The sequence below is a fragment of the Flavobacterium aestuarii genome (assembly GCF_040049115.1).
GTDB classification, from domain to species: Bacteria; Bacteroidota; Bacteroidia; order Flavobacteriales; family Flavobacteriaceae; genus Flavobacterium; species Flavobacterium aestuarii.
Window position 1 is genome coordinate 202,234 of the sequence record NZ_JBDLZZ010000005.1, and the last position, 23,423, is coordinate 225,656.

At 32.7% G+C, this 23,423-nt stretch carries 23 protein-coding genes; 1 reads left to right on the top strand and 22 read right to left on the bottom strand.

Annotation, left to right across the window (positions count from 1 at the left end; all coding sequences use genetic code 11):
• Positions 1-7: 7 nt before the first annotated feature.
• The 10 genes from ABEG11_RS07350 to ABEG11_RS07395 form a co-directional block, all read right to left on the bottom strand.
• Positions 8-2,422 carry an SLBB domain-containing protein gene (locus ABEG11_RS07350; protein WP_348823537.1) on the bottom strand — a complete coding sequence of 805 codons (2,415 nt, stop codon included), beginning with the start codon at positions 2,420-2,422 and terminating at the stop codon, positions 8-10.
• Between the two features lie 260 nt (positions 2,423-2,682).
• Positions 2,683-3,147, bottom strand: coding sequence for a UpxY family transcription antiterminator (locus ABEG11_RS07355; RefSeq protein WP_348823538.1), 465 nt, complete (start codon positions 3,145-3,147; stop codon positions 2,683-2,685).
• A 79-nt stretch (positions 3,148-3,226) separates the two neighbouring features.
• On the bottom strand, positions 3,227-4,273 hold the full coding sequence (gene rfbB / locus ABEG11_RS07360) for a dTDP-glucose 4,6-dehydratase (RefSeq protein ID WP_348823630.1): 1,047 nt from the start codon (positions 4,271-4,273) through the stop codon (positions 3,227-3,229).
• 67 nt (positions 4,274-4,340) lie between these two features.
• The gene (locus ABEG11_RS07365; protein WP_348823539.1) at positions 4,341-5,621 is read right to left on the bottom strand and encodes a nucleotide sugar dehydrogenase; all 1,281 of its coding nucleotides are present in this window, start codon (positions 5,619-5,621) and stop codon (positions 4,341-4,343) included.
• 453 nt (positions 5,622-6,074) lie between these two features.
• Entirely contained in the window at positions 6,075-7,466 is a 1,392-nt protein-coding gene (locus ABEG11_RS07370) for a UDP-glucose 6-dehydrogenase (RefSeq protein WP_348823540.1), read from the bottom strand.
• A 66-nt stretch (positions 7,467-7,532) separates the two neighbouring features.
• On the bottom strand, positions 7,533-8,516 hold the full coding sequence (locus ABEG11_RS07375; protein WP_348823541.1) for an SDR family oxidoreductase: 984 nt from the start codon (positions 8,514-8,516) through the stop codon (positions 7,533-7,535).
• 23 nt (positions 8,517-8,539) lie between these two features.
• Positions 8,540-10,993 carry an exopolysaccharide transport family protein gene (locus ABEG11_RS07380; protein ID WP_348823542.1) on the bottom strand — a complete coding sequence of 818 codons (2,454 nt, stop codon included), beginning with the start codon at positions 10,991-10,993 and terminating at the stop codon, positions 8,540-8,542.
• A 15-nt stretch (positions 10,994-11,008) separates the two neighbouring features.
• Positions 11,009-11,800 carry a polysaccharide biosynthesis/export family protein gene (locus ABEG11_RS07385; RefSeq protein ID WP_348823543.1) on the bottom strand — a complete coding sequence of 264 codons (792 nt, stop codon included), beginning with the start codon at positions 11,798-11,800 and terminating at the stop codon, positions 11,009-11,011.
• A 67-nt stretch (positions 11,801-11,867) separates the two neighbouring features.
• Positions 11,868-12,488, bottom strand: a complete 621-nt coding sequence (gene recR, locus ABEG11_RS07390; protein ID WP_348823544.1) for a recombination mediator RecR — start codon at positions 12,486-12,488, stop codon at positions 11,868-11,870.
• A gap of 89 nt (positions 12,489-12,577) precedes the next feature.
• Positions 12,578-12,946: a CoA-binding protein gene (locus ABEG11_RS07395; protein WP_348823545.1), complete on the bottom strand. Its 369-nt coding sequence runs from the start codon at positions 12,944-12,946 to the stop codon at positions 12,578-12,580.
• A 215-nt stretch (positions 12,947-13,161) separates the two neighbouring features.
• Here ABEG11_RS07395 and ABEG11_RS07400 point away from each other — a divergent pair, with 215 nt between their 5' ends.
• Positions 13,162-13,791, top strand: coding sequence for a MarC family NAAT transporter (locus ABEG11_RS07400; protein WP_348823546.1), 630 nt, complete (start codon positions 13,162-13,164; stop codon positions 13,789-13,791).
• Positions 13,792-13,858: 67 nt separating this feature from the next.
• On the opposite strand, the gene ctlX is transcribed toward ABEG11_RS07400, so the two are convergent.
• The 12 genes from ctlX to infA form a co-directional block, all read right to left on the bottom strand.
• The gene (gene ctlX, locus ABEG11_RS07405; protein ID WP_348823547.1) at positions 13,859-14,794 is read right to left on the bottom strand and encodes a citrulline utilization hydrolase CtlX; all 936 of its coding nucleotides are present in this window, start codon (positions 14,792-14,794) and stop codon (positions 13,859-13,861) included.
• Between the two features lie 66 nt (positions 14,795-14,860).
• Positions 14,861-15,775: a dimethylarginine dimethylaminohydrolase family protein gene (locus tag ABEG11_RS07410; protein WP_348823548.1), complete on the bottom strand. Its 915-nt coding sequence runs from the start codon at positions 15,773-15,775 to the stop codon at positions 14,861-14,863.
• Positions 15,776-15,849: 74 nt separating this feature from the next.
• On the bottom strand, positions 15,850-17,121 hold the full coding sequence (locus ABEG11_RS07415) for a citrate synthase (RefSeq protein ID WP_348823549.1): 1,272 nt from the start codon (positions 17,119-17,121) through the stop codon (positions 15,850-15,852).
• 153 nt (positions 17,122-17,274) lie between these two features.
• Positions 17,275-18,567, bottom strand: coding sequence for a phosphopyruvate hydratase (eno, locus tag ABEG11_RS07420; protein WP_348823550.1), 1,293 nt, complete (start codon positions 18,565-18,567; stop codon positions 17,275-17,277).
• 119 nt (positions 18,568-18,686) lie between these two features.
• Positions 18,687-19,790: a glutamine-hydrolyzing carbamoyl-phosphate synthase small subunit gene (gene carA, locus ABEG11_RS07425; protein ID WP_348823551.1), complete on the bottom strand. Its 1,104-nt coding sequence runs from the start codon at positions 19,788-19,790 to the stop codon at positions 18,687-18,689.
• 254 nt (positions 19,791-20,044) lie between these two features.
• A complete protein-coding gene (gene rplQ / locus ABEG11_RS07430; protein ID WP_194639926.1) occupies positions 20,045-20,533 on the bottom strand; it encodes a 50S ribosomal protein L17 in 489 nt (162 codons plus the stop codon).
• A gap of 62 nt (positions 20,534-20,595) precedes the next feature.
• Positions 20,596-21,588 (bottom strand): DNA-directed RNA polymerase subunit alpha, encoded by a 993-nt coding sequence (locus ABEG11_RS07435; protein ID WP_008464329.1) that lies wholly within the window; start codon positions 21,586-21,588, stop codon positions 20,596-20,598.
• Positions 21,589-21,609: 21 nt separating this feature from the next.
• Positions 21,610-22,215: a 30S ribosomal protein S4 gene (rpsD, locus tag ABEG11_RS07440; protein ID WP_348823552.1), complete on the bottom strand. Its 606-nt coding sequence runs from the start codon at positions 22,213-22,215 to the stop codon at positions 21,610-21,612.
• Between the two features lie 94 nt (positions 22,216-22,309).
• Complete coding sequence (gene rpsK, locus ABEG11_RS07445; protein WP_024981527.1) at positions 22,310-22,693, bottom strand: 30S ribosomal protein S11; 384 nt, start codon at positions 22,691-22,693, stop codon at positions 22,310-22,312.
• An 8-nt stretch (positions 22,694-22,701) separates the two neighbouring features.
• On the bottom strand, positions 22,702-23,076 hold the full coding sequence (rpsM, locus tag ABEG11_RS07450) for a 30S ribosomal protein S13 (RefSeq protein ID WP_035637331.1): 375 nt from the start codon (positions 23,074-23,076) through the stop codon (positions 22,702-22,704).
• A 2-nt stretch (positions 23,077-23,078) separates the two neighbouring features.
• Complete coding sequence (gene ykgO, locus ABEG11_RS07455; protein WP_002987490.1) at positions 23,079-23,195, bottom strand: type B 50S ribosomal protein L36; 117 nt, start codon at positions 23,193-23,195, stop codon at positions 23,079-23,081.
• Between the two features lie 11 nt (positions 23,196-23,206).
• Complete coding sequence (infA, locus tag ABEG11_RS07460) at positions 23,207-23,422, bottom strand: translation initiation factor IF-1 (RefSeq protein WP_007136545.1); 216 nt, start codon at positions 23,420-23,422, stop codon at positions 23,207-23,209.
• Between the last annotated feature and the right edge of the window lies 1 nt (position 23,423).

Consider the following 23,423-nt stretch of genomic DNA (forward strand, 5'->3'; position numbering starts at 1 on the left):
TCCTATTTTATTTAAATGCAGTTACAATTAATAAAGCTAAACTAGTAATGACACTGCCTATACCCACCCATTCAGCAGTACTCATTTTTTGTACTTCTGGTTTTTCTGGTACTACTATTTGAGAATCCGGTAATACTTTTGGATAGGATCTGAAAAATAAAAAAGATTTAGCTACATCAGCTTTTCCGTTTGGATAAATTACATACGCTCTTTTTTTCCACCCTTTACTATCAATTCCTCCAACCGCATCCAGATAATAATTAAAATTTTTACCTTTTCGATAAGGAATTTCCGAAGTAAGCAATACATTTCCCACAACTTTAACTCCCTCATTATACTTAGACACTATAATTTCATCTCCAGGAAATAGTGTAACATTCGAATAATGATCATTATCTTTTATAATTTTTTCCCAATTGATTGGAATTGTTGCAAATTGTATATCGTTTTTCAGTTTTTTTGATAAACTTTCTTCTGAATTATTTCCTTCAACATTAACACTTGTGTTTTGTATGTCCTCTATTTGATCTTTTTGAATTGGGCGCTTAATTTTCATGCCTTCTATATTCGCAGTACTTGTTAATCCGCCAGCACGCATAACAATAGAATAAACAGATTCCTTTTTATTAGCTAAAACATATTTTCCAGGATAAACAACCGAACCGGTAACACTTACTGCTGCAGGTTTCTCATAAACAGCTATTCTGCGGATATTAATTACATCAAAAGACTCTAATGCAAAATTCTTGATTTGCTCATTATTTTCGGGAGTAAGTTCTAGATTAAAAACTTCTACTCTTTTTAAATCTTTCTCATTAATAGATTCTGCTTTAATCATTCTGGCAATTTCTACTCTTTTTGATGCAGAACCAGTCAATCCACCAGCCTGAATTACCAGATCATTTAACGTAAGATTGTCATAATAGGGATAAATACCTGGATTTTTCACCTCTCCATCAATAGTAATTTTATATTCCTCCCTGAATTCCAAAATAGAATACACAGTAAGGACATCTTCTCTTTTTAACTGAATATTGGCACTGATATCGCCATTGATAACTCCATTTAAATCAACATTTACTATTTCTGAGGTTAAATCTGGTTTCAAACGGATTATTCTGGCTCTTTTGGTATAGGCATCTTCTTTTAATCCTTCAGCTCTGCTGATCAATTCAGATACTCGCATACCTTCTGTAAAAGAATAAGTATCTGGTCTGAAAACTGCTCCCTCAATTTTTATGCGGTTTTCAAATCGGTCTAAGATTCTGGAAATTTTAAAAACATCACCTGATTTAGGAATATAGGTGGAATAATCTGCTTCATTAATATCAGCTACCTTAAACTCCTTACCTGTTTTTTGTTCAACATTTACCGATGCAGTATAGGCAAATTCATTGAATCCTGAAGCAAATGATAATAAATCTGAAAAAGACTCGCCTGCTTTCATTTCAAAAATCCCAGGTCTCTTTACCTCTCCAGACAAAGTAACCCTGTGGTTATAAGCAGGTATCCTTACAACATCATTATCCCTGAGGCCTATATTATCAGACTGATCTCCTTTTACCAAAAAACGATACAGGTCAATTTTTTTTAAAACTTTATTATTTCGAATTAATTCGATATTTCTGTAACTCCCATTTTTGCCTGGACCACCTGCCAGATGCAAAGCGTTAAAAACAGTAGCCAATGAAGAAACAGAATAATTTCCAGGCTGATTGCCACCAATCACAGTTACTTTAATAGTCCTTATTTTATTCAAAGTAACACTTACTTGTGATTGACCAGATTTTACAGTACTATATACTCTGGCAATAGCTCCTTTTATTTTTTGGGTTGCTGCTTCAATAGTGATTCCAGAAACTGAAATTTGGCCAACATATTGGATACTGATTTTGCCCTCAGGCGAAACTGTTATGCTGCTGTTATATTCCTGAACTCCATATACTGCTACTTGCAATTCATCACCTGGTCCCAATATATAATTGACCGGTGTAGCTAATTTCAAATCAGGAGCAAAAGTAAGAGCTGAATTATTAAACAGTTCTGAGCCAAAAACTAATATATCATCATTTTTCTTTGGATTTATATATTGTTCAGCGTTCTGAGTACTTACTGCTGTTAAATCACCAGTTGTCCCAGCACTCGAGACGTTATTCGAATTTATAGTAGAAGATGCTATTCGCGCTTTTAATTTAGCAAATTCAGTAGGACTCATGCCTTTTGACAATGCCATTGGTTCCGCTTGATCGATCGATATCTGGTTATTTGCCAATTGAGATTTTATTTTGGCAATGTCATTTTCTGTGAGATTATCAACATTAATAGTACTTAAATCATTTCCTTTTAAAATATCCTGGGCCATTATAGTACTGGCATGTAAGAGAGACATAAAAAGGACAATAACTGTAATTATTTTTTTCATTGCTTATTTTTTTTAACTTTATAAAACCTCTACATATGATTCAAACTTAATTTGAGATCATTATTACTTAATTAACTCTTTATATTATTATATTAATATAGACTATTTTTATATTTTCTATACGGCTTCGCCGCAGTGAATCCCATATTTGGCCCACCTTTTCATAAGAGTTTGCGAATTTACATTAAAAAAAGAGTTTTTTTCCCACTTTCTAAAAAATAAATCTGACACTTCATTTATTATTTGTAATAAAAAATAAACTACTTCTTTTCAACTTTAAGAATATATCCTAAAGATTCTAATATAAGTATGTAATGATTATGTTTTATTTCCTGTACAATAGCAGAATGAGTTGCAAATGGACCAGATTCTAGCATTATTTTCTCTCCTCTTTGCCATTTATCAACTACAATTTCAAAATCATCTGGTTTCATTAACCAGTTTTTTATGGCTGTAATTTCTTTATCTTTAACAATAGCAGGCTTTCCCAGCCAAAATAAATATCTTATGGCTCCTGGAATTTCAAAAACAGCATTACGGTCTTTTTCTTCTATTTTCACAAAAATATAGGAATTAAACAGTGGCACTTGTATTTTCTTTTTACGATCAGACCATTGGCTAATTTTGGTCACTAATGGACAGTATGCGGTAATTCCAATTTGATTTAACCGTTCCGCAACTTTCTTTTCCCACTTGGGCTTAGTGTAAACTACGTACCAGTTCATTTTTTTTATTTTTAAATACCCTATATACCTGTAATGTTTAACGGATTAAACAATTTAAACTTTAAACTTTTAAACACTTTTAAGAATACTGTTTCTCATAATATGATATATATGCTCCAGAAGTAACATTATATAGCCATTCTTCATTATTCAGATACCAGTCAATTGTTTTTTCTAATCCTTCTTCAAAAGTAACAGATGGTTTCCATCCCAACTCAGAATTTATTTTAGTAGCGTCAATAGCATATCGCAAATCGTGACCAGGCCTGTCTTTTACATAAGTTATCAATTTAGCTGATTCACCATTAATCCTGCCCAATTTTTGATCCATTAATTGGCATAATACCTTTACCAGATCTATATTTTTCCATTCATTAAACCCTCCTATATTATAAGTCTCATGATTCTTTCCTTCATGAAAAACAAGATCAATTGCTGCAGCATGATCCTTTACAAACAGCCAGTCTCTAGTATAATTTCCATCACCATACACTGGTAACGGTATATTATGTATGATATTATTAATAAATAAAGGAATTAGTTTTTCTGGAAAATGATTCGGCCCATAATTATTGGAACAGTTGGTAATTACATAAGGCAATCCATAAGTTTCACCATAAGCTCTCACGAAATGATCGGAGCTTGCTTTGGATGCGGAATAAGGAGAATTCGGATCATAAGCAGTAGTTTCTGTAAACAACCCTTCAGCTCCCAATGATCCATAAACTTCATCAGTGCTCACATGATAAAAGCGTTTTTTATCAAAATTTCCTAACCACTGCTTTTTGGCCGCATTTAATAAATTCATCGTTCCAATCACATTGGTCTTTACGAAAACCAAAGGATCCTCAATAGAACGGTCAACATGAGATTCTGCTGCTAAATGAATCACTCCGTCAAATAAATGATCTTGAAACAATGTATTTATAAACCCTTCATCGGATATATCGCCTTTTACAAAAATGTAATTAGGTTCATTTTCAATATCCTTGATGTTTTCTAAATTTCCTGCATAGGTTAAAGCATCCAGATTAAAAATTTGGTAGTTCGGATAAGCAGTAACAAATCTCCTTACTACATGCGAGCCAATAAATCCAGCTCCCCCAGTAATCAGTATCTTTTTCATCATTCTCTTTTCATTATATTTTTACAGTTGATTACAAAATATCTCCTAATCTTCTTTGATAAATTAATCAAAGTCCGCCATCAGCATCAAGCAAAACTCCCTTAACATCATAAAGCACACTGTTCTTTTTTCTTAATGAATCTATATTTAAATTTAAAAAATCAGAATGGGCAACACCCAAAACCACCGCATCAAAAGACTCATTCGGTACTTGATTTACAGTAGTCAAGCCATATTCATCATTAACCTCTGCAGGATTAGCCCATGGATCAAAAATAGTTATTTGAATTCCATAATCTTCCAATGCTTTAATAACATCCACTATTTTTGTATTCCGAACGTCTGGACAATTTTCCTTAAAAGTAACCCCTAGCATCAGTAAATTGGCACCATTTATAATTATTCCTTTTTTTATCATCAGCTTTACTACTTGTGAAGCGACATAATCTCCCATGCTGTCATTCAAACGGCGGCCTGCTAATATAATTTCTGGATGGTAACCTTTTTCCTGTGCCTTTTGAGCTAAATAATACGGATCTACTCCTATACAATGTCCGCCAACTAATCCTGGTTTAAACGGTAAAAAATTCCATTTAGTTCCTGCTGCTTTAAGTACAGCAGCAGTATCTATATCTAAAAGGTTGAAAATTTTAGCCAATTCATTAACAAAAGCAATATTAATGTCTCGTTGGGAATTTTCAATTACTTTAGCAGCTTCAGCTACTTTTATCGAAGGAGCGAGATGCGTCCCTGCTATAATAACCGACTGGTACAATTCGTTTACCTTTTGTCCAATTTCTGGTGTAGATCCTGAAGTAATTTTTAGAATTTTTTCAACGGTATGTTCTTTATCACCTGGGTTAATTCGCTCGGGTGAATATCCAGCGAAGAAATCAATGTTAAACTTTAAACCCGAAGCCTTTTCTAAAACTGGTATACATTCTTCCTCTGTAGCTCCAGGATATACAGTAGATTCATATATTACTATATCGCCCTTTTTCAAAACAGAACCAACTGCTTCACTCGATTTATACAATGGAACTAAATCAGGGCGGTTATTTTTATCAACCGGTGTAGGAACGGTAACAATAAAATAATTACAATGTGAAATCTCTTTTAAGACTGAAGTGCAATATAAACCTATTTTATCCGTATTTTTTTTGACTAGTACTTTTTGCAGTATTTCTCCATCAACTTCAAGTGTTGTATCAATACCTGACTTCAATGCTTCAATTCTTGACTCATTAATATCAAAACCTACAACTGAAAATTGTGTAGCAAACAATCGGGCCAATGGCAAACCGACATATCCTAAACCTATTACAGCAATTTTTATGTCTTTATTCAATTTCTTTAAACTATTGTTGATATTCAAATTCCAAATTATAAAAATAGATAAAAGAATTATTTATTACCAAACTATAACTCTCCTCTAAATCAAGCTGACAAAGGTAATAAAAATAAGAATCTGATTTGATCAAAAAATGAATCCAAAAAAACTAAAAAAAGATTTATAAAAACTAAAAGCATAAAGAGTTAATAATCAGTAAAAATTATTTATTCATCTTCGGTATTTAAAAATAAAAATCACTGTTTTTAGTGATGCAAATATTTTAATATAAGAGCAAAATATTACTTTAAAAACTTAGTATTTGAATACAATATTTCTCAGTCATGATAAAAAAACCACCATAAATAACTTTAAAAAAACTTTTATCTATTACAAAAAAGGGCTTAATTTAAAAATTAAGCCCTTCAAGTTTAGCAGAGTAAACTGTATTATATACAATAATTTAAAACACTAAGATCCGATAGCTTGATATACAAATCCGATATTTTCCAGCTTTGCTTTGTCTAAGATATTTCTTCCATCAAATATAAAAGCTGGTTTGTGCATATCATCATAAATTTTTTGCCAATCATAATTAGCAAATTCATCCCATTCTGTCAATATAGCAATAGCATGTGCCGCTTTGCAAGCATCATAGGCATTATTATATGAAGAAACAGTATTAGCATTTTTTTCTGCACTTCTTGTTTCAAGATAATCCAGATCAGCTAAAACTTTTCTTTCTGAAACCTTAGGATCATAAACTGCAATTTTTGCTTGTTCATTTATTAATTCATCGGCAATATAGATAGCTGCTGATTCTCTTGTATCGTTTGTGTCTTTCTTAAATGCCCATCCTAAAAATGCAATTTTTTTATCGGCTACTGTATTGTAGAGTGTTTTAACGATATTATTTGAGAAACGGCGCTTTTGATGGTCATTCATAATAATTACCTGTTCCCAGTAGTCTGCAACTTCATTTAATCCATACGATTTAGCTATATAAACTAAATTCAATATATCCTTTTGAAAACAGGATCCTCCAAATCCTACGGAAGCTTTTAGGAATTTTGGACCAATTCTGCTATCCATTCCTATAGCTTTTGCTACTTCATTAACATCGGCACCAGTTTTTTCACAAAGTTCAGAAAGAGCATTTATGGAAGAAATTCTTTGAGCTAAAAAAGCATTTGCTGTTAACTTCGATAACTCCGATGACCATACATTTGTAGTTAAAATTTTATCGGCTGGAACCCAATTGGAATAAACATCAACTAAAGCCTGAATTGCTTTTTGTCCTTCAGAAGTTGTATCACCGCCTATTAATATCCTGTCTGGATTTAACAAATCTTCAACTGCAGTTCCTTCGGCCAAAAATTCTGGATTGGATAAAATCTGAAATTGAACTCCATTGCCTGTATTATCAAGAATACTTTTAATAGCTTCTGCTGTACGAACTGGCAAAGTGGATTTTTCAACAACAATCTTATCGTTTTTAGCAACCCTCGCAATTTGTCTAGCACATAATTCAATATATTTTAAATCTGCTGCCTGGCCTTTTCCTTTACCATAGGTTTTTGTAGGAGTATTTACTGATATGAAAATAATTTCCGCTTCATCAATCGCCTTGTCTACTTCTGTTGAAAAAAACAGATTTCTTCCTCTTGCTTCTGCAACAATTTTATCCAAGCCTGGTTCATAAATTGGAATATTATCCGTATTCTTGTCATTCCATGCTGCAATTCTTTCTTCATTCAAATCTACAACTGTAACTTTAATATTTGGACATTTTTGGGCTATAACGGCCATAGTTGGCCCTCCAACATATCCTGCTCCTATACAACAAATTTTGGTGATTTTCATTTATTAAGTTTTAATTTACAAATATACTATAATCAATTTATTTTTACTTTTAAAATGTGAACTATCTTATTTTAGAGTTTTCCAATACCAATGAATCGCTTCTTTTAAACCTTCTTGCAATGAATATTTGGGATTATAGCCCAAAAGATCCTTAGCTTTATCAATACTGGCTAACGAATGAGGAATATCACCGGCTCTGTTAGGGCCATATTCAATCTTAACAGCAGCAATCTGTGAATCATACCCTGCTAAAAATGTTTTTAAATAACCTGCTAAATCATTTAAGGTGTTGCGGTCACCATAAGCTGTATTGTAAACTGTATTGACAGCTTCTGGATTTTGAGTATTCATAGCCAGCTCATTCATCTGGATCACATTATCAATATAAGTGAAATCCCTTGAATAATTTCCATCACCATTTATTTTTGGGCTTTCATGCTTCATCAATTGCATCACAAACTTTGGAATTACTGCTGCATAAGCACCATTAGGATCCTGCTTTCTTCCAAAAACATTAAAATACCGCAAACCAATGGTTTCCAATCCATAAGTTTTGCTGAAAATAGATGCATATAACTCATTTACATATTTTGTAATGGCATAAGGAGAAAGTGGTTTACCAATAACATCCTCTACTTTTGGCAGGTTATCCGAATCTCCATAAGTCGAAGAACTTGCTGCATATACAAAACGCTTCACATTGGCATCTCTGGCAGCTACTAACATGTTTAAAAAACCAGAAACATTGACATCATTTGTTGTTATAGGATCATTTATTGACCTTGGCACAGAACCTAATGCAGCCTGATGCAAAACATAGTCAGCACCACGAACAGCATTATGACAAGTTTCTAAATCACGTATATCTCCTTCAATCAGCTTGAAATCAGCATTATCAATAAAGTCCTTTAAATTATGACGATGGCCAGTTGAAAAATTATCTAGGCAAATGATATTATACTTTTTTGATAAAAAATATTCACATAAATTAGATCCTATAAATCCTGCTCCTCCCGTAATTAGAATTGTGCTTCTATTATTTTCAGCCATTTTTTATGATTTTGAATGAAATATTATTTCAGCTTCTTATCTTTAATTTTGTCTAGTAAAGATTTCTTCTTTTCAACTTCGTGATAACCGTTTGAATAATTTCCGCTGCCGTAACCATAGCCATAACCATAGCCTCCCCCATACTTAGCCTTATTTTCAAATCCATTCAAAATAATGCTCGTGTTTTTTAATTCTTCTCTGCCAATCCTGTTATTTAATAATGTAATCATTTCTTTCTTGGTAAAGTTCTGCCTTACTATATATAAATTCACATCACTATATTGCACTAATTCTAACGAATCAGATACTAATCCTACTGGCGGCGTATCTAAAATAATATAATCATACTTTGTTTTGAGCTCATCCATTAATTCTTTCATTGCATCACTCAAAATCAACTCTGAAGGATTTGGCGGTATTGGACCAGATAATATTACATCCAGATAAGGAACTGAAGTATGATTTATAATTTCATCCAATTTTTTATCCTTAATCAGATAATTTACTACTCCAACACTATTAACCAGACTAAATTCGTCAAATAATTTTGGCTTTCTCAAATCCATGCCAACAATAACAGTCCGTTTTTCGCTTAAAGCAAAAACAGTTGCAATGTTTATTGAACAAAATGTCTTCCCCTCTCCACTTACTGAAGAAGTTATCATTAACGTTTTTGCTCCTGCTACATTATTTTTTTTATACAAAAATTGCAATGACGATCGAATAGCTCTAAAGGATTCTGACAAAGCTGATTTAGGTTTATCAAAAACAGCCAATTCGCTTTTATCATGATTTACGCCAATAATACCAATTAAAGGAATAGAAGTTATTTTACTAATGTCTTCTGGATTATGAATTGTGTTATTAAGGAAAAAAATTATCGTGATAACAAGCAATGGCAGCAGTAATCCGAGAAAAATGGCTAATATATAATTCACACCTGTCTTAGGTCCTATAAGCCCTCCACCAATATCTTTTGCTGGATCTATAAAATGAATATCTGATAGATTTGCTGCTTTTACAATATCTGCCTCGCTTCTTTTTTGCAAAAAAGTACTATAGATATTATCATTCAAATCATACTTCCTTTTTATTTTAATTAGTTCCTGCTGATCGTCTGGAAGATTTTTTATTTTGCTTTCTGTCTCATTGATCTTGCTCTCGACCAAAGCTAAATCATATTCCAAAGATGCTTTGGCTGTAATTATATTTTCTAACAAAACATTTTTAACAGCTTCCATCTGATTGTCAAAATCACGAAAAATCTTTTCACTTTTAACAGCATAGGCCATCTCAGATCTTTGAGTAGAAAGTGCAATCAGCTTAGAAACATTGACAACAATATTCGGATCTTCAATTCCCGCAACTGATGGAGCAGGGAGTTTAGAATAATCTACACTGTTTTTTAAATACGATTTTAAGGAATTATAATAAGTTATTTTTCTGTTTACCGCATCTTTCTCTACATCAAAATCAAGAATCTTATCAGAGAATTTCTCACCTCCATTTCCTTCAACCTCAAAAATATTTTTACCTTTTCTAAAAGATTTTAATTCATCGCCCGTTTTTTTCAGCTGAGATTCCATTGCAACAAGCGTACTGTCAATAAAATTAATAGTATTGGTTGCAAACAAGTTTTTATTATCAAGCTGTCTTTTCATCAGCATCTTAACCGTAGAATTTAGGTACTCAACCATCCTGGCTTTATTAGTACCTTGCATACCCAGAGTGATTATAGAGCTTCCTTTATCATCAGCTTTAACATTCAAGTTTCTATAAGAAGCAACGGTTCCGTTGAAATCATTGAAACGAACAAAATATTCATTCCCTTTGTACAATCCTGGCTTGTCCTTTATTTGCAATTTCCAGTTTAAAAAAGGAAGCGTTACTAGTTGTCCAACTTTATACTTTTTTACAAAATCACCTTCAACTACTGAAGTATTGGTGTAACTATTATCTATATAATGAATTACAGAAACTGAATTTGTATCAAAAAAAATCTTTACTTCGTATTCATCTTCACTTAAAAATTTAATTGCAATAAGCTTTCCCGCTAATTGTCCTTGCTTCTTATCAATAGCTACATAAAACGGAACTGAACCATAAGCATCAATGAGGTTATACTCACCTTGAACTAAATAATCAATATAAAACTGCAATTTATCTACGACTAGTTCATTATGAGAACGAGATTGCAATGTTGTCAAAATAGTCTGTATTTGATCTGAAGCACCTCCCCAATTAAAGACAAGATTAGTGTTAGAAGTAAAAAGAGGATTGGTCTCTTCCTTTGCCGAAATCAATGTTTCAATACTATAAATCTTTTCCTTGCGTATATTAACCTGATAAGCAATAGTTAAAGCAATAATTATAGATACTAAAAACCATTTCCAATAACTAAGTATTTTAAGTAAAAATCCCTTAAAATCAAAACTTGGTCCATTTTCAAAAACCGAAAAATCTTTAATATCTAACATACTGGGGCAATGATTTTAATTTTTAAGCAACAAATAAGTTGTAGAAAGCAGGGACAATAGTGTAATAATAGTAGACAGCGACTGAATTCCTGTGCTGCCTGTTCCCCAGGTTTTCTGTTTAAGAGGTTTTACATATATATAATCATTTGGCTGTAAAAAATAATATGGTGAATTCATTACCTTTATATCTGTCAAGTCCAAATTTTTCATCTCAGTTCCATTGGGAGTTTGACGAATAATAGTCACTGATTTTCTATCACCTGTTGTGGTGATGTCTCCAGCATTAGCGACAGCTTCCATAATATTTACTTTTTCCTGAAATAAAGTTTTGGTACCCGTACTGCCCACTTCACCATTTATAGTGTAACGAAAACCTGCCAATTTTACTATAACAAAAATACTCGCCTCATCCTTAAAATATTCTGCCAGCAATTGTTTTTCAATATTGATTCTTACTTCTTCCAGTGTGAATCCCATAACATTCATTTCCCCCAGCACAGGAATTCTGATATTTCCATGATCGTCTACAGTAAAACCATCAAAATAAAGCCCAGATTCGGAATGGCTCGATGCAGAACCAGTAGCAGTTGGGTTAAAAATAGTAACAAATTTAGGATCGGATGCTTTGATTGAAATACTTATTACATCATGTGTCTGCAATCGATACGGTTTAGATTCAACCATTGTTATCGGGTGTTCATTTACAGAGTTATCTTTTTTTTGAAGATAAACTAACTCTTTTGTTGAAATACAGGATGTAAATAATACACTGATAAATAAAAAGATATAGATTAAATGCTTGTTCATTCGTATTGATTTAATGACAAATATAGTTTTTTAGTACTATTTAAAAAATTATGATATTTGATAACTGTTAATTCGTTTTTAATGATTTTTCGAAAGGTACCCGCTGTAATATACTTCGACCCAGTGTAACTTCATCTGCGTATTCCAGTTCGTCTCCTACAGCAATTCCACGGGCAATTGTCGAAACTACTATTTCTAAATCAGCTATTTGTTTATAAATGTAAAAATTTGTTGTATCCCCTTCCATGGTTGAGCTTAAAGCAAAAATAATTTCCTTGACCTGTCCCAGCTTGGCTTTCTCCACCAATGAATTTATAGTAAGCTGATTTGGTCCTATTCCATCAATTGGCGAAATCTTACCTCCCAATACATGGTAAATTCCTCTAAATTGACCAGTATTTTCGATAGCCATAACATCCCGGATATCCTCAACCACACATATTATCTGATGATTACGTCCTGGATTGCTGCAGATTTCGCAAATTTCTTTGTCTGATATATTATGACAGCTTTTGCAATACTTAATTTCGTCTCGCATTGTGACCAATGCCTGAGCTAAAAAAGCAGCCTGCTCTTTAGGCTGTTTTAAAATATGTAAAACCAATCGCAAAGCAGTTCTTTTCCCGATTCCCGGCAATTGAGCCATTTCATTAACTGCTTTCTCTATTAATTTTGAAGAAAATTCCATGGGCACAAAAGTAAGCAATTTGAGAAACTGTTTTTTAGGAAATACGTCTATTTTAAAGAGTAATCAAACTATGGAAGTACATAAAACAATTAATATTTATTTAATGTCAGCAAAACTAGAGTACAGGCAGCTTCAAACTTTATATTATTTAATTCCAATAACTGATAAAGTTCTGGATTTTCGGTTCCAGGATTAAATAAAACACGTTTTGGTTTTGCTTCGACTATATAATTATAATAATCTCTTTGACGGCTCGGATTAATGTATAACGAAATAGTATCAATATTTGTTACAGGGATTGCTTTGGTATTAATTTTGATTCCTGCCACTTCGCCGCTATTCTGCCCCAATGCTATAACAGAATGTCCATTGGCAACAAGCAGTTTGATTGCTTTAAATGCGGCTCTATCTGGCTTTGTGGTAGCACCTATAATTAATGTCTTTTTGTTTTTTGTCATTTCAAAATCTTTATGAACTGCAAAAGTAATCAAAAACCATCAAGCACTAGCTAAATAGTTATTTTTAAACCCGCATTTGGCATGCAAATTTGCAATACATTTCAAAACTCTTTTTTTAATTTATTTGATATTTGCTTAAAGAAACAATAATCTAACTCTTATATAAACTTATTTTATAGAGAAAATCGTAATTTTACATCAAAAAAAAGAAATGCATGGATTTATTTATTTACTTATTTGTTGCTTTATTTTCTGTATTAAATCCAATTGGGACTGTTCCTATTTTTGTAGGCTTAACTCAAGATGATTCTAAACAGGAATGTTCAAGAATTTCGTTATGGACCTCAATAAATGTATTTTTAATTCTTATAATTTCATTTTTTATAGGAAAGTATGTTTTGAGCTTTTTTGGAATCAGCATTGATTCATTGAGGATTGCTGGAGGCTTAATCATTGTAAGTTCTGGGTTTTCTCTGCTTTCGGGGAAATTCAACAAAAAGCGCGGTATCAACAAAAAGATAGAAACCGATGCACAAAAACGAAATGATATTGCATTGACTCCGCTTGCTATCCCGATGCTTGCTGGACCGGGTTCAATATCATTATTAATTGCTTTTTATCAGGAACATCACGAAACGAACGAACTTATAATTGCCAGTCTGGCTATATTAGCTATTGCAATTGCTATTTTTATTATTTTAAGAAGTGCTCATTATTTAGCTCAAATACTTGGGGCCTCTGGTATTGTTGCCATTTCAAGAATTGTTGGTTTTATAGTTGTCGCTATCGGTATTCAATATATTGTGAGTGCACTAATCAATATCATCAAAAGTAATTTAATGTAATTTTACAAAAAATCCCAAATTCAAATAACTGGAATTTGGGATTTAAACTTTTGAAACTTGGTTATAATTATTCTCTTGGCAAAAAAATCTCAGCCATCATACAGCGCGCACTTCCTCCGCCACAAGCTTCAATTGTATCTAAATTTGAACTCAAAATTGTAACATGCTCTTCTATTTGAGCAATCTGTTTTTTGGTAAGGCTTTGATGAGCCGAAGCACTCATTACTAAATATCTTCTGTCATCAGCTCCTTTTACTTCGAGCATATTGCCCGCAAAATTATTCACTTGCTCTTCAGTAATCAAAATCACTTCTTTTTCATCTCCTTTCAAGCTGTCAAGAACCATTTTTCTCTCTTTTTTATCATCGATGCAATCTGCACAGATAACAGCAAATGTATCTCCAATACACATCATGACATTGGTATGGTAAATCAATTTTCGTTCACCATTAACTGTTTGAAAAGCTTCAAAAATTACTGGGGTAAATTCAAAATCTTCACAAAACTCAATAAATAATTCTTCGTCTGCACGTGGAGAAAGAGCACAATAAGCTTTACTGTTTTCCCTATCCAGTAATAAGCTTCCCGTTCCTTCCAGAAAAAAACCATCATCCTCGGCAGATGTATAATCCATAATATTATTGATCACGAATCCTTTTTCTTCCAAAATATCCAGAATATCTTCACGGCGTTCTGGTCGACGATTCTCTGCAAACATTGGATAAAGTGCGACATCCCCGTTCTCATGAAAAGAAATCCAGTTATTTGGGAAAATACTATCTGGAGTATCTGCATTTTCTAAGTCATCAACTACCGTAACATCCACCCCAGCCACACGAAGCTTTTCAACAAAAACATCAAATTCCTGCTGTGCCTTTGCATTTACCGTTGCTGGCAAAAGACCTTCTAAAACTTTTTGATAATAATTATTCACTGCCGTTTGCTCATTCATTCGAAAAGCAACGGGGCGAATCATCAAAACGGAGTTTGTTGTCTGTGTCATATTCTTATTGTTTTATTGTTTCAAATCTATTGTCTAAAGTTAAACAATTAAAGCCAAAACATTATATTAATCTCTTATTAATGGTAAAGTTGAACACCTTAACAGCCCCTCTTGTTTTGCAATTTCAGCGTATGGAATTTCTTCAACAATAAAACCACTTGCTCTTAGCCAATTATTTAATCTGGTGAAATTTTTTTCAGACACTACTACATTAGTATCTATCGAAAAAACATTAGAATTCATATTATACATTTCGTCTCTTGTGATGTGGAATAAATTATCCTTCCCAAAAAGATCCAACAGAAACATATAATCAGCTTCTTCTCGAAAACCTCTTTTATATATTATTCCTTTATCATGACCAACAGGTTGAAAACAGCAATCCAAATGCAATGCATTATCACGAGCTTCAATTCTCGACTTTACTAAATCAAATTCTTTGACAATTTTATTTGGAAACAGCTCTTTTATGAAATTGACTCCATGAATATTAGTTCTTGCAGTGATATAGCTTGCATAATCACTGCCTTTGTAAGTTCCAACAAAAACATAATCATTCCAAAGCATTACATCCCCTCCTTCTATATGGACTTCTTCTGGCGGTCTAACTACTTTTGCAGCATCTATTTGATCAATTATATACTGAATGGCATCTAATTCTCTTTCCCTATCTGGCAGAATATTGGATTTGATAAAGACATCATCAATTACAAAACCAATATCTCTAGCAAATATCTGGTTATAATTCTCAATCATTTCTGGACGTAAAACCGTAACATCATATTTTTTAAAAACAGAATTAAAAGCTTCCATTTCAACAACCATATCAGCTTCAATTGGATAGGTGTTAGCCAAAATATGTTCTAATGACTTTGGATCATAAGCTTCATCTGCCTTTGGAGCAGGACCATTGCTAATTGCAGATCCTAATACCACAGTCCTCAGTCTCGAAGTTTCATTTTTAACATTTAATTTAAGCATTGTTATAAATTTTGCCAAAGATAAAAAAAAAGCTTCACTAGAATAGTGAAGCTTAAATTATCTGTTAAGAATTATTATTTAACATACTTTCTTAATGGATAACCAATATAAACTTGTCTTGGTCTTCCAATAGGTTCTTTGTTTTCTCTCATTTCTTTCCATTGAGCGATCCATCCTGGCAATCTTCCAATTGCAAATAAAACAGTAAACATATCTGTTGGGATTCCTAAAGCTCTGTATATGATTCCAGAGTAAAAATCTACATTTGGATACAAATTTCTTGATTTGAAATACTCATCCTCTAATGCCGCTGCCTCCAATTTTTTTGCAATTTCAAGAATAGGATCTTTAACCCCTAAAGTCGAAAGCACTTCGTCTGCAGCTTTTTTGATGATTTTTGCTCTCGGGTCAAAGTTTTTATAAACTCTATGCCCAAATCCCATTAATCTAAAAGGATCATTTTTATCTTTAGCTTTTGCTAAATATTTGTCAGCATCACCTCCATGAGCATGGATTTCTTCTAACATTTCTAGAACAGCCTGGTTTGCACCTCCATGCAAAGGCCCCCACAAAGCTGAAACCCCAGCAGATATTGAGGCAAAAAGACCAGCATGCGATGAACCTACCATTCTAACTGTCGAAGTTGAACAGTTTTGTTCATGATCCGCGTGAAGAATAAACAATTTATCTAAAGCATCAATAATTACAGGATTTGCAGTGTATGGTTCTGTAGGTAATTTGAACATTAAGCTCAAAAAGTTCTCTACATATCCAATTGTGTTATCATAATAATTTAGTGGATAACCCATACTTTTTCTATAGGTCCAAGTAGCAATAACTAAAAATTTAGCAATAGTCTTGCAAACAGCTTCATACATATCTTTCTCATTGCTCGCATCAACAGATTTAGGATTAAAAGCTGTTAAAGCACTAGTCAAAGCAGACAATACTCCCATTGGATGTGCGGTTCTAGGAAAACCATCCAAAATGATTTTCATTTCCTCACTTACCAAAGTGTGTCTTCTAATATCATTTTCAAACTGTTGCAATATTTCATCAGAAGGTAGTTCTCCAAATATTATTAAATAAGAAACTTCTAAAAAATGAGATTTTTCAGCTAGTTCCTCAATTGAATACCCTCTATAACGTAAAATACCAAGTTCTCCATCCAAAAAAGTAATTTCACTTTTGCACGCTCCAGAATTTTTATAACCTGGATCAAGCGTAATTACACCAGACATATCACGTAATTTACTAATATCAACGGCAGCTTCATTTTCACTTCCAACTATAACTGGAAGCTCGAACTTATTACCGTCGATTTCTAATATTGCTATTTTTGACATATTGTTTATGAAATAAAATTTAATTTATAATTTACCAAATCTAAGTAATTTCTAAGTAATTTAAAAACTTATTAAGTATCGAATTTGTTAAAAATTCAATAAAAAAGCCATTCATCATAGACGAATGGCTTAATTACTATAAATTCATTACAATTACTTTATTTTAAAAGCTTTTTTTCCAGGAAAATATGCTGAATTCCCTAATTCTTCCTCAATTCTTAATAATTGATTGTATTTTGCCATACGGTCAGAACGAGAAGCAGATCCAGTTTTTATTTGGCCACAGTTTAATGCAACTGCCAAATCAGCAATTGTATTATCTTCTGTTTCTCCAGAACGGTGAGACATTACTGAAGTATATCCAGCATTTTTAGCCATATTTACCGCTGCAATTGTTTCGGTTAAAGTTCCAATCTGGTTTACTTTAATTAAAATTGAATTTGCAATTCCTTTTTCAATACCAGTAGACAAACGTTCAACATTAGTAACAAACAAATCATCACCAACTAATTGTGTTTTACCACCAATTTTTTCTGTTAATAATTTCCAGCCGTCCCAGTCATTTTCATCCATACCATCCTCGATAGAAATAATTGGATATTTAGCAACTAATTCGGCCAAATAATCTACCTGCTCTGCAGAAGTTCTAACTTTACCAGTTGGCCCTTCAAATTTAGTATAGTCATATTTACCGTCAGCATAAAATTCTGAAGAAGCACAATCTAATGCTACTACAATTTCATCACCGAAAGAATAACCTGCTTTTTCAACTGCTAATTTGATAGTATCTAAAGCGTCTTCTGTTCCACCAGCTAAATTTGGAGCAAATCCTCCTTCATCACCAACAGCAGTACTCAAACCTCTATCGTGTAATACTTTTTTAAGATTATGAAAAACTTCAGTTCCCATTTGCAAAGCATGAGTAAAAGATGCAGCTTTTACAGGGAAAATCATGAATTCTTGAAATGCTATAGGTGCATCAGAATGCGAACCTCCATTGATGATATTCATCATCGGAACTGGCAAAGTATTTGCAGAAACACCTCCTACATATCTGTATAAAGGCAATCCTAATTCATTAGCAGCAGCTTTTGCTACAGCAAGAGAAACACCTAAAATAGCATTTGCTCCTAAATTAGCTTTGTTTGGAGTACCATCCAAATCAATCATTGCTTGATCTATCAGGTTTTGCTCAAAAACTGAAATTCCAATTAACTCTTCAGCAATTTTAGTATTTACATTTTCAACCGCTTTTAAAACGCCTCTTCCAAGGAAAGATTTTCCTCCATCACGTAATTCAACAGCTTCGAATTTTCCAGTTGAAGCTCCAGAAGGAACTGCAGCTCTTCCTAATACTCCGTTTTCTGTTACAACATCTACTTCTACTGTAGGATTACCTCTTGAATCGAAAATTTGTCTTGCGTGAATTTTAACAATAATACTCATTATTCTTATTTTTTATGTTATTAATTTGTATTTTACTCAAAATTAAGTAAAAAAATTCATTAGTCTTCATTATTTAGCCGCTAATATAATTTTATTTATTAACGATAACGTTTTAGGTCTTATGCTGATTTGATATTTTCTATAAACTGGTCAAAAAGATAAGAAGAATCGTGCGGACCTGGGCTTGCTTCTGGATGATACTGCACAGAAAAACAATTTTTATTTTTCATTCGCATACCAGCTACAGTACCATCATTTAAGTGCAAATGTGTAATCTCTAAATCAGGATGCTGATCTAATTCTTCTTTATTTACAGCGAAACCATGATTTTGAGATGTAATCTCACCTCTGTCTGTAATTATATTTTTTACTGGATGATTTATTCCTCTATGCCCGTTAAACATTTTATATGTAGAAACACCATTTGCCAAAGCAATAACCTGATGTCCTAAACATATACCAAACAGCGGTTTATTATTTTGAAGTATCTCTTTAGCAACTTGTATCGCACTTTCTAAAGGATCTGGATCTCCAGGACCATTCGACAAAAAGAAGCCATCCGGATTAAAAGAAGACAAGTCCGTATAGGTAGCATTATATGGAAATACTTTAATATAACAATCTCTTTCAGCTAAGTTTCTAAGAATGTTTTCTTTTATTCCCAAATCCAAAGCAGCAATTTTATACGTTGCATTTTCATCTCCATAAAAATACGGCTCTAAAGTAGAGACTTTCGAAGCTAATTCTAAACCTTTCATATCTGGAACTTCAGCCAGCAAAGCTTTCAATTCTTCAACAGACGTACCATCTGTACAGATAACCGCATTCATTGCACCATTTTCACGTATGTAACTCACCAAAGCTCGTGTATCAACATCAGAAATGCAGATCAAGTTTTGTTTAGCGAAATAATCTTCTAAACTTCCAGACGAATCAGTTCTAGAATAATTAAAACTAAAGTTTTTACAAACCAATCCAGCAATTTTTATACTGTTGGATTCAACTTCTTTATCATTTACTCCATAATTTCCAATATGAGCATTTGTAGCAACCATCAATTGTCCATAATATGAAGGATCTGTAAAAATCTCTTGATATCCAGTCATACCAGTATTAAAACAAACTTCACCAAATGTTTTTCCAGTGATTCCAATTGATTTACCGTGAAAAATAGTTCCGTCACTTAATAAAAGAATAGCGCTTTTTCTTGTTGTATATTTCATATCCTAATTTAATATTGTGCAAATTTAAATTTTTAAAACAGTGAACGCAATGTTTTTTAGCAATAATTATATCTATTTAAAACCGCAGACATCAGAGTAACAAAAAGATATTAAAATGTTTTAAAAATAGTCTAAATCAATTATATTCTCTGCTCCATTTAGTTTTGAGAAAAAATGCTCATTTATTTTTCAAAAAAAAGGGATAAACTATAAATAGTTTATCCCTTTTTATTATTGAATTATTATTCTCATAATTATTCAGCAGCATCAGTTGTTGGTTCAGCTTCAGCAACAGGAGCTTCAGTAGCCTCTTCTGCTTTTTTAGCTTTCCCGCCACGACGGCTTTTTGCTTTTTTAACTTCTTTTTTTCCTCCGTTGTAAAGTTCATTGAAATCAACTAATTCGATCATTGCCATATCAGCATTATCTCCTAAACGATTTCCAACTTTAATGATACGAGTGTATCCACCTGGACGATCACCTACTTTAGCTGCAACATCTCTGAATAAATCAGTTACTGCATATTTACTACGTAAGTAAGCAAAAACGATACGACGATTATGAGTAGTATCAGATTTTGATTTTGTTATAAGCGGCTCAACAAATTGTTTAAGCGCTTTAGCTTTAGCAACAGTAGTATTAATACGTTTGTGCTCGATAAGAGAACAAGCCATATTAGCTAACATAGAACTTCTATGTGCAGTCTGTCTGCTTAAGTGATTGAATTTTTTTCCGTGTCTCATGACCAATTTATTTTAACTTCATCTTGCTTCAATCCACTATGGAGAGCAAAATATGAAGTAAATTATTCTTTATCTAATTTGTATTTTGCTAAATCCATTCCGAAAGTTAAATTTTTAACAGCAACTAGTTCATCTAGTTCAGTTAAAGATTTTTTACCAAAATTACGGAATTTCATTAGGTCATTTTTATTGAACGATACTAAATCACCAAGTGTATCAACTTCAGCCGCTTTCAAACAATTTAATGCTCTAACAGAAAGATCCATATCAACAAGCTTAGTTTTAAGCAATTGTCTCATGTGCAATGATTCTTCATCATATGATTCTGTTTGTGCAATTTCGTCAGCCTCAAGTGTAATTCTTTCATCAGAAAACAACATGAAATGGTGAATTAAAACTTTTGCAGCTTCAGTAAGAGCATCTTTCGGATTAATTGATCCATCAGTTTTTATTTCAAAAACTAATTTTTCATAATCTGTTTTCTGCTCTACACGGAAGTTTTCAATAGCATACTTAACATTTTTTACCGGAGTAAAAATTGAGTCAGTAAATATAGTTCCTATTGCAGCATTCTGTTTTTTGTTTTCTTCAGCAGGAACATATCCTCTACCTTTTTCGATAGTTAAATCGAAATTCAGTTTAATTTTACTATCTAAATTACAGATAACAAGATCTGGATTCAAAACTTGGAAACCTGAAATAAATTTTTGAAAATCACCTGCTGTTAATTGATCTTTACCAGAAACAGATATAGTAACTGATTCATTATCGATATCTTCAATTTGACGTTTAAAACGTACTTGTTTAAGATTAAGGATAATTTCGGTAACGTCTTCAACAACTCCTGAAATAGTAGAAAACTCATGATCTACACCTTCTATGCGAACAGATGTAATTGCATAACCTTCTAATGCTGAAAGCAAAACTCTTCTAAGTGCATTACCAACAGTCAATCCATATCCAGGTTCTAAAGGTCTAAATTCAAATTTACCTTCAAAATCGGTTGAATCGATCATGATAACTTTATCGGGCTTCTGAAAATTAAATATTGCCATAAATTTCGACTAAGTCAATTATTATTTGTTGTACAACTCTACGATTAATTGTTCTTTAATGTTTTCAGGAATTTGAAGTCTTGCAGGTAGAGAAACAAAAGTTCCTTCTTTAAGATCTTGATTCCAAGTAATCCATTCATAAACATGACTTGAATTTGATAAAGAACGTTCGATAGCCTCTAAAGATTTAGATTTTTCACGAACAGCAACTTTATCACCAGGCTTAAGGTGGTAAGAAGGAATATTAACCACTTCACCGTTAACAGTAATGTGTCTGTGAGAAACGATTTGACGAGCACCTCTTCTAGAAGGAGCAATACCCATTCTAAAAACTACGTTATCAAGTCTTGCTTCACATAATTGTAATAAAACTTCACCAGTAACACCTTTAGTAGCTGATGCTTTTTCGAATAAATTTCTGAATTGTTTTTCTAAAATTCCGTAAGAATATTTAGCTTTTTGCTTTTCCATTAACTGAACAGCATACTCAGATTTTTTTCCTCTTTTTTTAGCCATCCCGTGTTGCCCAGGAGGATAATTTCTTTTTTCGAAAGCTTTATCATCTCCGAAAATTGCTTCGCCGAATTTACGTGCGATTCTTGTGCTTGGACCAGTATATCTTGCCATTTTAAAAAAAATTTAAGGTAGAGATTATGAATTCAGGTCTTATCCTTCGATAATCGTTATTCTACCTTTATTATACTATAAATTTGTTTGAGTATTATACTCTACGTCTTTTTGGAGGACGACATCCGTTGTGAGGCATTGGAGTAACATCGATAATCTCTGTAACTTCAATTCCACCGTTATGCAAAGAACGGATAGCAGACTCACGTCCATTTCCTGGTCCTTTAACATAAACTTTAACTTTTTTAAGTCCAGCCTCAAGAGCTACTTTACTACAATCTTCTGCTGCCATTTGAGCTGCGTATGGAGTATTCTTTTTAGAACCTCTGAAACCCATTTTACCAGCTGATGACCAAGAAATAACTTCACCTTTTTTGTTAGTCAAAGAAATGATGATGTTATTGAAGGTAGCAGAAATATGAGCCTCACCCGTTGATTCAACGATAACTTTACGTTTTTTTGCAGTTGCTTTAGCCATATTACTTATTATTTAGTTGCTTTTTTCTTGTTAGCAACAGTTTTTCTTTTACCTTTTCTTGTTCTAGAGTTGTTTTTAGTTCTTTGTCCTCTCAATGGAAGACCAGATCTATGACGAATTCCTCTGTAACATCCAATATCCATTAAACGTTTGATGTTCAAAGAAATTTCAGAACGTAATTCTCCTTCAATTTTGAAAGATGATACAGCTTCACGAATTGCTCCGATCTCGTCATCATTCCATTCTTGAACTTTTTTATCTTGGCTAACTTGAGCTTTTTCTAAAATCTCAATAGCTCTACTTTTCCCTAATCCAAAGATATAGGTAAGTGCTATAACACCTCTTTTGTTTTTTGGGATATCTACCCCTGCTATTCTTGCCATAATTATCCTTGTCTTTGTTTAAATCTAGGATTCTTTTTGTTGATTACGTATAATCTGCCTTTTCTACGCACAATGATGCACTCGGCGCTTCTTTTTTTAACTGATGCTCTTACTTTCATTTTGAATATCTTTAATATCTATAAGTAATTCTTGCTTTTGACAAATCATAAGGACTCATTTCCAATTTCACTTTATCACCAGGTAATAATTTGATATAATGCATTCGCATTTTTCCAGAAATATGAGCAATTACAATATGTCCATTTTCTAACTCTACACGGAACATTGCATTAGACAATGCCTCAATGATTGATCCGTCTTGTTCTATTGCTGATTGTTTTGCCATA

Coding starts and splice junctions, on each gene's coding strand:
- ABEG11_RS07350 (WP_348823537.1), bottom strand. CDS start 2,422: ATGAAAAAAATAATTACAGTTATTGTCCTTTTTATGTCTCTCTTACAT.
- ABEG11_RS07355 (WP_348823538.1), bottom strand. CDS start 3,147: ATGAACTGGTACGTAGTTTACACTAAGCCCAAGTGGGAAAAGAAAGTT.
- rfbB (WP_348823630.1), bottom strand. CDS start 4,273: ATGAAAAAGATACTGATTACTGGGGGAGCTGGATTTATTGGCTCGCAT.
- ABEG11_RS07370 (WP_348823540.1), bottom strand. CDS start 7,466: ATGAAAATCACCAAAATTTGTTGTATAGGAGCAGGATATGTTGGAGGG.
- ABEG11_RS07375 (WP_348823541.1), bottom strand. CDS start 8,516: ATGGCTGAAAATAATAGAAGCACAATTCTAATTACGGGAGGAGCAGGA.
- ABEG11_RS07380 (WP_348823542.1), bottom strand. CDS start 10,993: ATGTTAGATATTAAAGATTTTTCGGTTTTTGAAAATGGACCAAGTTTT.
- ABEG11_RS07385 (WP_348823543.1), bottom strand. CDS start 11,800: ATGAACAAGCATTTAATCTATATCTTTTTATTTATCAGTGTATTATTT.
- recR (WP_348823544.1), bottom strand. CDS start 12,488: ATGGAATTTTCTTCAAAATTAATAGAGAAAGCAGTTAATGAAATGGCT.
- ABEG11_RS07395 (WP_348823545.1), bottom strand. CDS start 12,946: ATGACAAAAAACAAAAAGACATTAATTATAGGTGCTACCACAAAGCCA.
- ABEG11_RS07400 (WP_348823546.1), top strand. CDS start 13,162: ATGGATTTATTTATTTACTTATTTGTTGCTTTATTTTCTGTATTAAAT.
- ctlX (WP_348823547.1), bottom strand. CDS start 14,794: ATGACACAGACAACAAACTCCGTTTTGATGATTCGCCCCGTTGCTTTT.
- ABEG11_RS07410 (WP_348823548.1), bottom strand. CDS start 15,775: ATGCTTAAATTAAATGTTAAAAATGAAACTTCGAGACTGAGGACTGTG.
- ABEG11_RS07415 (WP_348823549.1), bottom strand. CDS start 17,121: ATGTCAAAAATAGCAATATTAGAAATCGACGGTAATAAGTTCGAGCTT.
- eno (WP_348823550.1), bottom strand. CDS start 18,567: ATGAGTATTATTGTTAAAATTCACGCAAGACAAATTTTCGATTCAAGA.
- carA (WP_348823551.1), bottom strand. CDS start 19,790: ATGAAATATACAACAAGAAAAAGCGCTATTCTTTTATTAAGTGACGGA.
- rplQ (WP_194639926.1), bottom strand. CDS start 20,533: ATGAGACACGGAAAAAAATTCAATCACTTAAGCAGACAGACTGCACAT.
- ABEG11_RS07435 (WP_008464329.1), bottom strand. CDS start 21,588: ATGGCAATATTTAATTTTCAGAAGCCCGATAAAGTTATCATGATCGAT.
- rpsD (WP_348823552.1), bottom strand. CDS start 22,215: ATGGCAAGATATACTGGTCCAAGCACAAGAATCGCACGTAAATTCGGC.
- rpsK (WP_024981527.1), bottom strand. CDS start 22,693: ATGGCTAAAGCAACTGCAAAAAAACGTAAAGTTATCGTTGAATCAACG.
- rpsM (WP_035637331.1), bottom strand. CDS start 23,076: ATGGCAAGAATAGCAGGGGTAGATATCCCAAAAAACAAAAGAGGTGTT.
- ykgO (WP_002987490.1), bottom strand. CDS start 23,195: ATGAAAGTAAGAGCATCAGTTAAAAAAAGAAGCGCCGAGTGCATCATT.
- infA (WP_007136545.1), bottom strand. CDS start 23,422: ATGGCAAAACAATCAGCAATAGAACAAGACGGATCAATCATTGAGGCA.